Here is a 12980-nt window from a genome sequence, read left to right as displayed (position 1 = left end):
GCAGGAACAGGCCGCCGATCACCACCGACATCAGTGCGATCGCAATCGGGTACCACAGGCCGTAGTACAGGTTGCCGGTACCGGCCACCAGCGCGAACGAGATGGCCGGCAGGAAGCCACCGAACCAGCCGTTGCCGATGTGGTACGGCAGCGACATCGAGGTGTAGCGGATACGGGTCGGGAACAGTTCGACCAGGTAGGCGGCGATCGGGCCGTAGACCATGGTCACGTACAGCACCAGCAGCCACAGCATGAAGATGGTGCCAGCGATGTTGATGCGCGCACCATCGGCCTTGGCCGGATAGCCGGCGGTGGTCAGCGCGGTCTTCAGCTCCGCTCCAAACGCATCGGCCTTGGCCTTGCCTTCTTCCTTGGTCAGGCCTGCGGCCTCATACGAGGGGACGCTGGCGCTGCCCACGTTCACCATCGCCAGCGAGCCGGCGGCGGCGGGCTGCACGTCGTACGGCACGCCGGCCTTGGTCAGCGCGGCGGTGGCCACGTCGCAGGAGCTGGTGAACTTGCGCAGGCCCACCGGATCGAACTGGAACGAGCAGGTGGCCGGATCGGCGACGACCAGGGCCGGCGAGCTGCTGCGGGCTTCTTCGATGGCCGGGTTGGCGAAGTGGGTCAGGCCCTTGAAGATCGGGATGTAGGTGATGGCCGCCAGCAGGCAGCCGGCCAGGATGATCTTCTTGCGACCGATGCGGTCGGACAACCAGCCGAAGAAGATGAAGAACGGCGTGCCCAGTGCCAGCGCTGCGGCGATCAGCAGGTAGGAGGTGGTGGCATCGACCTTCAGCATGCTGCTGAGGAAGAACAGCGCGTAGAACTGGCCGCCGTACCAGACCACGGCCTGGCCAGCCGCCGCACCGAGCAGGACCAGCAGCATCAGCTTCAGGTTGCCGCCCTTCAGGCTGTCGCGGAACGGGGTCTTGGAGCCCTTGCCTTCAGCCTTCATCTGCTGGAACAGCGGCGATTCGCTCAGCTGCAGGCGGATCCACACCGAAATGCCCAGCAGCAGGATCGACACCAGGAACGGAATGCGCCAGCCCCAGGCTTCGAACGCCTCGTTGCCCAGCGTCATGCGGCAGGCCAGGATGATCAGCAGCGACAGGAACAGGCCCAGCGTGGCGGTGCACTGGATGAAGCTGGTGTACAGGCCGCGCTTGTCGTCCGGCGCGTGCTCGGCCACGTAGGTGGCGGCACCGCCGTACTCGCCGCCCATCGCCAGGCCCTGGGCCAGGCGCAGGATGATCAGGATCACCGGTGCGGCGAAACCGATCGAAGCGTAGTTGGGCAGCACGCCGACCAGGAAGGTCGAGATGCCCATGATCAGGATGGTGACCAGGAAGGTGTACTTGCGGCCGATGCGGTCGCCGAGGCTGCCGAAGAAGGCCGCGCCGAACGGACGCACGAAGAAGCCGGCGGCGAACGCCAGCAGGGCGAAGATCATGCCCGTGGTTTCATTGACGCCACTGAAGAACTGCTTGGCGATGATGGCCGCGAGCGAGCCGTACAGGAAGAAGTCATACCACTCGAAGACCGTGCCGAGGCTCGAGGCGAAGATGACCTTCTTGTGGCCCTTGGTCAGGGTGCCCGCTTTATGTGCGGTGCTGGGTGTACTGGACATGGGACGCTTCCCCTCCGAAGCAATCGTTGTTGGTGGGTGCCGACCGTTGGTCGGCACTCAATTCGGTAGATGCCGACCTTGGCCGGCACCCCATCTCGGTAGGTGCCGGCCGCTGGCCGGCACGCTCTTAGAAGCTGTACTTCGTAGTGAACTGCAACCGGGTGATGTCACCCTTGTTGCCGTTCTCCACTTCGCGACGGCCATACATCAGCTCGGCGCCGATATCGACCTTGGGCAGCGGCGAATAGAAGATGTTGCCGCGGATGCTCTGCACGCTCTTGGTCACCAGCGGGCCGAGGATGCTGTCGTTGTCGTAGTCGCTACGCGCGTAGATCAGGTTGGTGCGCAGCTTCGGCGAGAACGCATGCCGCCAGCCGACATAGCCGGCCAGCACGCCGGTCGGGTTGAGTTCGTCGCGGGCCACGTCATAGGCACTGTCGGCAGTGATGCCCAGGCCGATGTAGCGGGCGATGCCTTCGCCACCGGTCAGCTGGTAATGCAGCGAATCGCTGTCACCCATCACCCACTTGCCGCCCAGGGTCAGGCCGCCGGCCACCTTGTCGGCCTTCGCGCCGGTCGCCTGGTTGTCGACCTTCAACTGGCGGACGATGCCGCCGACACCGAAGGTGCCCCAGTCGCCCTTCCAGCCATAGCGCAGGGTCAGGTCGGGCAGGCTGCCACGGTCGGAGTTGGCGCTGGCGTTGGTCCAGGCGCCGGTGACCGGGTTGCGGGTGCCGGTGAGGGTGGTGGTTTCCGGGTTTTCCAGCGCGACGCTGAAGCCGCCCTGGGTGTAGCGCACCTGGGCCTGGCGCACGAAGATCACGCCGTCGGTGGGGCCGACGAAGTCGACCGCTTCCGGCAGTGCGGCCGCGTCCATGAAGTTGGACCAGGTCTGGCCGGCCAGCCAGTTGTTCCAGTACATGTAGGCGTGGCGCAGGGTCACGCCGTAGGTATTGGTGGCAGTCTGGTTGCCCAGCGAGTTGCCGAAGAAGTCCATCTCGAAGAACGCACCGGCCTTGTTGCCCGATTCGCTGACGTTGTCGATGCCCAGGTTGAAGCGCGAGAACTTGGCATGGGCGTTGAAATCGGTGCCCGAGCGCTTGCCGGTGCCGCCGGCGCCTTCCACCGGGGTCTGGCCCGGGAGGTACAGCGAACGGCCGGTGGCGTCGTCGGCCAGCTGGCCATCGCTGGTCTGGGTGGCCAGGAAGTCGGCCTTGATGAAGCCGCCGATCTTGACCGTGGTGCCCGGTGCCGCGCCCGGGGTGATGGTGGTGACCTGGATCGGCTGCTTGCCGGCCGGCACCTGTGCAACCGGCTTCTGCTCGGCCTGCACCGTGCGCACTTCGGTTACCGCCTGCTGGGTCTGGCTGATCTGGGTCTGTTGTTGTTGCTGCGAAGACAGCAGCAGCTGGACCTGGCGTTCCAGTTCGGCAACGCGTGCTTCCAGTGCCTTCTCTTTGGCGGTCTCTGCGAACGCCATGCCCGGTGCGACCAGGGCGACCAGCAGGCAGGCCGCCAAAGGTGTGCGCACGGCTTTCAACGTACGGTGGCTCATGTTGCCCTCTCTCCCAAGTGGCAAGGTGATGCCGCGCGTGGGGCACGGTCGAGCCGAGACTGCGGGGCGATTATGTATAGCGGCTATTCGCCATTGGTCGAACCCGGCCCTGCAGGGCGCTCACTTTCGACCATGGTCTAACCAGGGTGGTGACGCGGCCGGGGGTGGATGGGGCAAACTGAGGGGGATCGGTCGTTGCGATGCTGCGACCGCACATACAAAGTCAACGTGCAAGTGAGGGTGCCATGGCTGATATCTACCCCGTCGATCCGCAGTTCGCCGCCAAGGCACGCATCGACAAGAAGACCTATGAACAGCAGTACCAGGCGTCGGTGACCGACCCGGATGGATTCTGGGGCAAGGCCGCCGAGCGCCTGCAATGGATGCGCAAGCCGACGAAGATCAAGAACGTCAGCTACGACCTGTCCGACTTCCACATCAAGTGGTTCGAGGATGGTGAGCTCAATGCCAGCGTGAACTGCCTGGATCGCCAGCTCGAGACGCGCGGCGACAAGACCGCCCTGCTGTTCGAGCCGGACGGCCCGGATGCACCGGCCCAGCACGTGACCTATCGCGAACTGTATGAGCGCACCTGCCGCCTCGGCAATGCGCTGCGCAACCTTGGGGTCAAGAAAGGCGACCGCGTCACCATCTACCTGCCGATGATCGTCGACGCCGCAGTAGCCATGCTGGCCTGCGCGCGCATCGGTGCAATCCACTCGGTGGTGTTCGGTGGCTTCGCGCCGAACTCGATCGCCGACCGCGTCAGCGACTGCCAGAGCAAGCTGATCATCACCGCCGACGAAGGCTTGCGCGGTGGCCGCAGGATTCCGCTGAAGGCCAACGTCGATGCCGCGCTGAAGCTGCCGGGCACGAACACGGTTGAAACCGTGCTGGTGGTGCGCCACACCGGCGGCGCGGTGGACATACAGGCCCCGCGCGACCGCTGGTTCCACGATGTGGTGGACAGCCAGCCGTCCACCTGCGAACCGGAACGCATGAACGCGGAAGACCCGCTGTTCATCCTCTACACCTCCGGCTCCACCGGCAAGCCGAAGGGCGTGCTGCACACCACCGGCGGCTATCTGCTGTACGCGGCCTACACCCATGAAGCGGTGTTCGACCTGCGCGAGGACGACATCTACTGGTGCACCGCCGACGTCGGCTGGGTCACCGGCCACAGCTACATCGTGTACGGGCCACTGGCCAACGGTGCGACCTCGCTGATGTTCGAAGGCGTGCCGAACTATCCGGACACCTCGCGCTTCTGGAACGTCATCGACAAGCACAAGGTGAGCATCTTCTACACCGCCCCGACCGCCATCCGTGCGCTGATGCGCGAAGGCGAGGAGCCGGTGAAGAAGACCTCGCGCGCGTCGCTGCGCCTGCTCGGCAGCGTCGGCGAGCCGATCAATCCGGAAGCCTGGCGCTGGTACTACGAAGTGGTCGGCGACAGCCGCTGCCCGATCGTCGATACCTGGTGGCAGACCGAAACCGGCGGCATCCTGATCTCGCCGCTGGCCGGCGCGATGGACCTCAAGCCGGGGTCGGCCACCCTGCCCTTCTTCGGCGTGCAGCCGGCGCTGGTCAATGCCGATGGCGAGATCCAGGACGGCCCGACCGAGGGCAACCTGATCATCCGTGACTCCTGGCCGGGCCAGATGCGCACGGTGTACGGCGACCACCAGCGCTTCATCGATACCTACTTCCGCACCTACCCGGGCAGCTACTTCACCGGTGACGGTTGCCGCCGCGACGAAGACGGCTATTACTGGATCACCGGCCGCGTCGACGACGTGATCAATGTGTCCGGCCATCGCATCGGCACCGCCGAAGTGGAAAGCGCGCTGGTCTCGCATCCGAAGGTGGCCGAAGCGGCGGTCGTGGGCTTCCCGCACGACGTCAAGGGCCAAGGCATCTACGCCTACGTCACCCTGGTGGCCGAAGAGGCCCCGAGCGATGAACTGCACAAGGAGCTGATCGCCTGGGTGCGCAAGGAGATCGGGCCGATCGCCACACCGGACCACCTGCAGTGGGCACCGGGCCTGCCGAAGACCCGCTCGGGCAAGATCATGCGCCGCATCCTGCGCAAGATTGCCGAAAACGCGCCGGACCAGCTCGGCGACACCTCGACCCTGGCCGATCCGTCGGTGGTGGCGTCGCTGGTGGACGAGCGCAAGGTGCGCTGATGCAGAACCCGGGGTCGGATCCCTTTCCACCAGGAAAGGGCTCTGACCCCATCTGGTTTCCCCCACGGTTCCCCCCGACCATGACCACCCTCCTGATTGCCGATGACCACCCGCTGTTCCGCGAAGCCCTGCGTGGAGCCGTGCAGCGGGTCATCCCCGGCGTGCAGCTGTTCGAGGCCGACAGCGTGGAAGCGCTGTACGCGCTGGCCGACCAGCACAACGACGCCGACCTGGTCCTGATGGATCTCAACATGCCCGGTGCGCAGGGCTTCAACGCACTGGTGCACATGCGCTCACTGCACCCCCAGCTGCCAGTGGTGGTGGTGTCCGCGCGCGAAGAAGCCACGGTGATGCGCCGCGCGCTCGACCACGGTGCGCTGGGCTTCATCCCGAAGTCTGCGGATTCGGACACCATCGGCCATGCGCTGGGCACCATCCTCGATGGCGAGACCTGGGCACCGCCGGAAGCGCACAACGTGCCGCCCACCGGCAGCGAAGAACGCGAAGTCGGCCAGCGCCTGCGCGAGCTGACCCCGCAGCAGTTCCGTGTCCTGCAGATGCTCGGCGCTGGCCGCTTGAACAAGCAGATCGCCTACGACCTCAACGTCTCCGAAGCGACGATCAAGGCCCACGTCACCGCCATCCTGCGCAAGCTCGGCGTGACCAACCGCACCCAGGCCGTGCTGATGGCCGGCAAGCTGGCCATCGACGACGACGCCATCGTGCTGCCGCCGGAAGAAGACTGACGATAGTGCCGGCCGCTGGCCGGCATTCGCCTGGAACGTCTGAAACCGCCCTGGTAGGTGGCAAGCTTGCTTGGCACGCCTTTGCTTGGCCCGTGTTATAGCCATCGCTATACAAACCAGCCCTGCCTGCGCGTTTGTCTGTAAATGCGCCACGCGCGGATCGCGATGCTAAGCTTCGCGTCCCCTTGGGGAGTAGCCGGATTCCTTCGCAGGAATCGTCCACGTCAACATACTCGGCCAGTGCGCCGTGGCGTGGACAACCATGATGGTTGGCGAGACCAGCGGCCCGCGCGCGCAACGTCAGGTTGGGCGCGAGCGCGAGCCGTGCGTCCGTCCTTGCCCGACCTCAGCCGCTGTCCATGTCCCCCATTTCGATCCTCCTGATCGGCTTTGCCATGTCCACCGATGCCTTTGCCGCCGCAATCGGCAAGGGTGCGGCCATGCGCAAGCCGGTGTTCCGCGATGCACTGCGTGCCGGCATCATCTTCGGCGTCATCGAGGCGATCACGCCGATCATCGGCTGGCTGCTCGGCCGCGCCGCGCTGCAGTACGTCGAAGCCTTCGACCACTGGATCGCGTTCGGCCTGCTCGGTGCGCTGGGCATCCACATGATCTACAACGGCCTGCGCCCGGACAGCGCCGAGGATGACGAGGATCCCTCGCAGCACCACGGCTTCTGGAAGCTGGCGCTGACCGGCTTCGCCACCAGCATCGACGCGATGGCGGTGGGTATCGGCCTGGCCTTCATGGACGTGCATATCGGCGTGATGGCCGCGGTCATCGGCCTGTGCACACTGACCATGGTGACCGCCGGCATCATGCTCGGCCGCGTGCTGGGCAGCATGGTCGGCAAGCGTGCGGAGATCATCGGTGGCGTGATCCTGGTGATCATCGGCGCGACCATCCTGTACGAACACCTGCACGGCGTGGGGTAACGCATCGGAAGCGAGCGATTGCGTGGTTGCCGGCCAGCGGCCGGCACTACCTGGCGTCGCATCCACGCATGGCGTGGATCTATTGCGCATCCCGCAGCGCGCCCAGGAAGGCGCGCAGCGAGGCCGGCTTGATCGGCTTGGTCAGCACGCGGTAGCCACGCTCGCGTGCCATCCGCTTCAGCTCGTCACGTCCGTCGGCGGTCAGCAGCGCACCCGGCAGCGGGTAGCCGGCCGCCTCGCGCAGCGCCACCAGCGCATCCAGGCCATCCATGCGATCGTGCAGGTGGTAGTCCACCAGCATCACCTGCGGTCGCTCGGCGATCTTCTCCAGTGCCTGGTCGACGGTGGCGGCGGTGATCACCTGCACCTGCCAGCGGCCGAGCAGTGCGCGCATGCCGTCGAGGATTTCCTCGTCGTTGTCCACGCACAGCACCCGCAGGCCCGCCAGCGAATCGCTGCGCACCGGTGTGGCCACGGCCTGGGTCGCCTTGGCAGGCTCGGTGTAGCCGGGCAAGGGCGCAACCCGCGGCAGGATGATCGAGAACATCGAGCCACTGCCAACGCGGCTGCGTGCATTGAGGCGATGGTCGAGCAGGCGCGAGATGCGCTGGCAGATCGACAGGCCCAGGCCCAACCCCTGCTCGCCCCAGTCGAACGGCTGCTGGTAGCGGTGGAACTCGTCGAAGATCTGCCGCATGTGGTGTTCGGGAATGCCAGGGCCGGTATCCCACACCTGCAGTTCCACCTCGTCGCCGCGCTGGCGCACGGCCAGCACGATGCGCCCCTGGCGTGTGTAGCGCAGCGCATTGGCCAGGAAGTTCTGCAGTACGCGGCGCAGCAGGCGGCGATCGCTGCGTACCCAGGCCGTGCGCGCGAACAGGTCCAGGCGCAGGCCACGGCCTGCGGCGACCGGCGTGTACTGCGCGGCCAGCTCGCGCATCAACGCACTCACATCGAATTCGCCGATCACCGGGTGCAGGCCACCGGCATCCAGCCGCGACACGTCCAGCAGGCCATCAAGCAGTTCTTCGGCAGCGCGCAGCGACGCGTCCACGCGTTCGGCCAGATGCTTCTGTTCGTCGCTCACGTGATCGCTGTCGCGCAGCGCGGACGCAAACAGGCGCGCCGCATTCAACGGCTGCAGCACGTCATGGCTGATCGCCGCCAGGAAACGGGTCTTCGACTGCTGCGCGACCTCGGCCTCATGCGAGCGTTCGGCCACGCGCTGTTCCAGCGTCTCGTTGGCTTCAAGCAGCGCCCTTTCAGCGTGCTTGTAGTCGGTGATGTCGTTGTAGCTGGTCACGTAACCGCCGCCGGGCAGCGCCTGGCCACGCATCTCGATCACCTTGCCGTCGCTGCGGGTGCGCTCGAACACGTGCGGCGAGCCGGCGCGCATGTAACCGATGCGGCGGTTGATCTGCACTTCGATATCGCCCTCGCCCAGCTCGCCGCGCTCGGCGTTGTAGCGGATCAGGTCGGCCACCGGGCGGCCCACGTAGAGCATGCCGTCGGGGTAACCGAACATGTCCTGGTAGCGGCGGTTCCACGCGGTCAGGCGCATGTCCGGATCGACCACGCTGACCCCGGCGCTGATGTTCTCCAGCGTGGTCGACAGGATCTCGCGGTTGAAGCGCAGTTCCTGCCCGGCTTCGTCCAGCACCGCCACCACTTCCCCCAGGTCCATGCCCGAGCCACGCAGCAGGCTGGTCAGCAGCAGGCGCGCCGATGCCGCACCGATCGAGGCGGCCAGCAGGCGCTCGGTGAACTGCACCCACGGCCGGTCAGCCGGTGCCGAGGATTGCAGCTCACGGCCCAGCGACTGCGCCTGCTCGAAGAACGAACGCCGTGCATGGCGTTCGCCGACCACGCGCGAAGCCAGCGCCAGCAGGTCGCCCACATGCACATGCCCGGGCCAGCCGCCGGCCACCGACGGGCGCTCGGCATACGGGTCGAGGAACGGTGCCGCACGCAGGCGCTCGTCGACGCCGGGCCGCCAGCGTGCGGACACCAGCATCATCGTGGCCGCATTGACCAGCAGCGACCAGAACGTGCCGTGGGTCAGCGGGTCCCAGCCGGACATGCCGAACAGCTGCTGCGGACGCAGCCACTCGATGCCGAACGGGCCGTGCTGTACCCAGGCGGCGTCGACCCAGCCGGCCATGGTCATCGCCGGCAGCAGCAGGGTGTACAGCCAGGTGGCAAAGCCCAGCAGCATGCCCACTTCGACGCCGCGCCGGCTGGCACCGCGCCAGTACAGGCCGCCGATCAGGCCGGGCGCGAATTGCGCCACCGCTGCGAACGCCATCAGGCCGTACGAGGCCAGCGTGCTGTCGTTGCTGCTGGTGCGGTAGTAGCTGTAGGCCATCAGCGCCAGCAGCAGGATCGCCAGGCGGCGGATCCACAACACGCGCGAGGCGACGTCAGCGGCTTCCTGGTGGTCACCGCTCCGACGCAGCAGTACCGGCATCACCAGATCATTGCTGACCATGGTCGCCAGCGCGATGGACGAGACGATGACCATGCCGGTGGCCGCCGAGAAGCCGCCCACGTAGGCGATCAGCGCCAGCGCATTGCGGCCTTCGGCCAACGGCAGCGCCAGCACCATCGAGTCGTCGGCGACGCCGCCGCCGGTGCCGAACAGGGTCACGCCGGCGGTGGCGATCGGCAGCACCATGCCCGAGATCAGCACCAGGTAACCGCCGAACATCCAGCGCGCGCGGCGCACGTCGCGCACGTCACCGCACTCGACCACGGCCACGTGGAACTGGCGCGGCAGGCAGATGATGGCGAGGAAACTGAGCAGGGTCTGCGAGATGAAGCCGACCGGCGGCAGGCCGGTGAACAGCGTATGCACCGACTCGACCACCGCGTCGGTGCGGTTGCTCAGCCACAGGTAGGCGAACACGCCCACCGCCAGCATCGCCAGCAGCTTGATCACCGATTCAAAGGCAATCGCCAGCATCATGCCGTGGTGGTGCTCGGTGGCATCGACCTGGCGGGTACCGAACAGGGTGGCGAACAGCGCCATCAGCAATGCCACGTATAGCGCCGGGTCGGTGAAGAACCCGGTCGGGCCGGTGTTGCCGGTCAGCACCTGCAGGCTCATCGCCACCGCTTTGTACTGCAACGCCAGGTACGGAATGATGCCGATCAGCGCGATGATCGCCACCAGCGCCGCCAGCCGCCGCGAGCGACCGAAGCGCGAGGAGATGAAATCGGCGATGGAGACCACGTTCTGGCTGCGTGCGATCAGCGCCAGGCGCTCGATGATGCGCCAGCCGAACAACAGCAGCAGCAGCGGGCCGATGTAGATCGGCAGGTAGCCCACGCCATTGCGCACGGCAGTGCCGACCGCGCCGTAGAAGGTCCACGACGAGCAGTACACCGCCAGCGCCAGGCTGTAGACGACCGGCCGCAGCCACGGCCGGTCGGGGTACATCGGCCGACGGTCGCCCCACCACGCCACGCCGAACAGCAGCGCGGCATAGGCAACCGAGACCAGCAGCAGGACCCAACTGGAGACCACGCGTGTGTTTCCGTCGGAGGAACCCGCAGTGTAGGCCAGGCGCGGCCGGGTGTACGGGCTCGTTGGGGGCAACCGCCCCCACCAGTGTGGGGGCTTACGCGGTGCGGGCCACGACCGTGGGTCGTGGCCGGCTTCTTACTGGGCCGGCACGCCCATTTCCTTCAGCAGTTCCGGCGCCGGGTAGACCTTGGCCAGCAGCCAGCGCAGGTAGCGCATGTCCACGTGCACGGCACGCTTGTAGCGCGGGTCGAACCACCAGCTGGCGCTGACCGACTCCCAGTTGCTGTCAAAGTTCAGGCCGATCAGTTCGCCCTTGGCATTGAGCACCGGCGAGCCGGAGTTGCCGCCGGTGGTGTCCAGGTTGGTCAGGAAGTTGACCGTCTGGGTCTTCAGTGCCGGATCGGCGGTGCTGCCGAAGTCACCCTTGGCGATCGCGGCCAGCAGCGGCTTGGGTGCGTCGAACGGATAGGCGTTGGTGTTCTTCTCGACGATGCCGGCCACGGTGGTCACCGGCGAGTAGGTCACGCCATCGCGCAGGTGCAGTGCCTCGACCTTGCCGTAGCTGATGCGCAGGGTGCGGTTGGCATCCGGGTACACGGCGCGGCCCTGCTTGGCACGCCAGGCGAACAGCGCCTGCATGTAGGCCGGGCGCAGGCGCAGCTGCTCGCCCTCGCGGGTCTTGCTTTCGTTCTCGATGCGCAGCTGCGCGGCCACCAGCGGGCCGGCCACGGCGATCAGCGGATCGGCGGCCAGGGCCTTGCCTTCGCGCGCAGCCGCGAAGCGCGACAGGCGCTGCGCCTCGTCACCCAGCTGGGTGCCGGCGTACAGGGTATCCAGTGCCTTGGCCAGCTGCTGCGGGGTACGGCCGAAGGCGGCGTCGAACTCGGCCACGCGCTGCGCGTCCGGCAGCTGCTGGTAACGGGTCAGCAGGGTGGTCAGCAGGGCCTTCTCGACCTCCGGTGCGTAGCGGCGCTGGACCTGCTTGAGCACGCCTTCGATCATCGCCTGGTCGCGCTGCTGGTAACCGCTCTCGCGCTGCGCGTCCGGTTTGGCCGATTCGATGCGCAGGCGCTCCAGCAGCAGCGCCGAGCGCAGCAACTGGCTCTGTGCGGCCATCTGGTCCAGCAGCAGGTCACGCTCGCCCACCGCCGCGCCCTGTGACAGGTTGGCCAGCAGCGCCTTGATGTCGCTCTGGTACCTGCGGTCGGTGGCGGCCAGCATCGCGGTCTCGTCGGCGGCACGCTGGGCCTTGGCGTCGCTGCGCAGCAGACCTTCCAGCTCACCGGCGGCGCGCTTGCGGTTGTTCTTCAGCGACTGCAGCTGCGAAGCGTAACGGGTACGTGCCTGCGCGTCCTTGGCAGTTGCCGCCTCGATGGTGTCGATCATCTGCTGGAACACCGAAACGCGGCGCGGCAGCACGGTGTCGATCTGGCCGGCGAATTCTGCCGCGGTACGGTGGCGGTAGGTGATGCCCGGATAACCGGCCAGCATCGCGTAGTCGCCCTCCTTCGGGCCCTCCACCGACATCTGCAGGTGTGCCGGCGCCTGGTAGGGCACGTTGTCCTTGCTGTAGGCGGCCGGCTTGCCGTCCTTGCCCACATAGGCGCGCAGCAGGGTGAAGTCGCCGGTGTGGCGCGGCCACATGAAATTATCGATCTCATCGCCATAGTTGCCGATCGCACGCGGCGGCGCGTACACCAGGCGCACGTCGCTGAGTTCCAGCTGGGCGATGCGGTAGAAGTCGGTGCCGTAGTACATGTTGGCCACCGAGCAGCGCACGCTGCCATCCTTCTCGCATTCGGCCACGATCTGCTTGCTGGCCGCATCGACGGCATCGAAGTAGGCACGGCCGGTCTTGCCGCGGGCCTGCGCCAGCACCTGGTCGGTCACCTTGTCGAAGCCGACGGTGACCAGCACGCGGAAGTCCGGGTTGGCCGGGCGCTCATCGGCACGGTCCCTGGCGATGAAGCCACCGTTGATCAGGTCGTGCTCTGGGGAGCTGTTGTACTGGATCACGCCCATCGCCACGTGGTGATTGGTCAGCAGCAGGCCGTCGCTGGACACGAACGAGCCGGTGCCGCCGCCCGCGCGCACCACCGCGCTCAGCGGCGGCGCGGTGACATTGGCCAGGTCGGCCGGATTGCCCTTGAAGCCAGCGGCCTGCAGCGGCTTGGCCAGGTCCGGCAGCTGGGTCGGCATCCACATGCCTTCATCGGCGTGGGCACCGGCGGCGAGAGTCAGGCCCAGGGCCAGGGCGGTGGGAAGGGCTTTGCGTGGTGACATGAGGCAATCCGGTACGACAGAACAGCCCGGGACCATAGCCGCTGGGGCCGCATGGGGCAACGGCTGATGGTTGGGGGCACCGATGCTGGCTAGAATCAGGCACGGATACTAGGGAA

General features: G+C 66.8%; 7 protein-coding genes and 1 riboswitch. Of the genes, 3 read left to right on the top strand and 4 right to left on the bottom strand.

All coding sequences use genetic code 11. From position 1 onward, the window contains the following. Together N5E02_RS10070 and N5E02_RS10065 are read right to left on the bottom strand one after the other, a co-directional pair. Window positions 1–1630, bottom strand: a 1630-nt coding sequence (locus N5E02_RS10070) for an MFS transporter (RefSeq protein WP_279946225.1), incomplete at its 3' end; no start/stop codon positions are given. A 127-nt stretch (window positions 1631–1757) separates the two neighbouring features. Continuing rightward, complete coding sequence (locus N5E02_RS10065) at window positions 1758–3185, bottom strand: DcaP family trimeric outer membrane transporter (protein WP_065185926.1); 1428 nt, start codon at window positions 3183–3185, stop codon at window positions 1758–1760. 245 nt (window positions 3186–3430) lie between these two features. Here N5E02_RS10065 and acs point away from each other — a divergent pair, with 245 nt between their 5' ends. The 3 genes from acs to N5E02_RS10050 all read left to right on the top strand — a co-directional run bounded on the left by acs (window position 3431) and on the right by N5E02_RS10050 (window position 7055). Continuing rightward, window positions 3431–5374 carry an acetate--CoA ligase gene (gene acs, locus N5E02_RS10060; protein WP_139728014.1) on the top strand — a complete coding sequence of 648 codons (1944 nt, stop codon included), beginning with the start codon at window positions 3431–3433 and terminating at the stop codon, window positions 5372–5374. Between the two features lie 80 nt (window positions 5375–5454). Further along, a complete protein-coding gene (locus tag N5E02_RS10055) occupies window positions 5455–6120 on the top strand; it encodes a response regulator transcription factor (RefSeq protein ID WP_005420420.1) in 666 nt (221 codons plus the stop codon). Between the two features lie 181 nt (window positions 6121–6301). Then, window positions 6302–6391, top strand: a riboswitch (yybP-ykoY riboswitch). A gap of 88 nt (window positions 6392–6479) precedes the next feature. Then, entirely contained in the window at window positions 6480–7055 is a 576-nt protein-coding gene (locus tag N5E02_RS10050) for a manganese efflux pump MntP family protein (protein WP_005420421.1), read from the top strand. A 79-nt stretch (window positions 7056–7134) separates the two neighbouring features. Here the strand turns inward: N5E02_RS10050 and N5E02_RS10045 are convergent, their stop codons facing one another. Next, a complete protein-coding gene (locus N5E02_RS10045; protein WP_139728016.1) occupies window positions 7135–10581 on the bottom strand; it encodes a PAS domain-containing hybrid sensor histidine kinase/response regulator in 3447 nt (1148 codons plus the stop codon). A 135-nt stretch (window positions 10582–10716) separates the two neighbouring features. Continuing rightward, complete coding sequence (locus tag N5E02_RS10040) at window positions 10717–12864, bottom strand: S46 family peptidase (protein WP_279946224.1); 2148 nt, start codon at window positions 12862–12864, stop codon at window positions 10717–10719. Between the last annotated feature and the right edge of the window lie 116 nt (window positions 12865–12980).

It is taken from the genome of Stenotrophomonas sp. GD03777 (assembly GCF_029842485.1).
Taxonomy (GTDB): Bacteria; Pseudomonadota; Gammaproteobacteria; order Xanthomonadales; family Xanthomonadaceae; genus Stenotrophomonas; species Stenotrophomonas sepilia.
The sequence above is the reverse complement of the archived record's forward strand: the minus strand, read 5'-3'. Positions and strand labels throughout refer to the sequence as shown.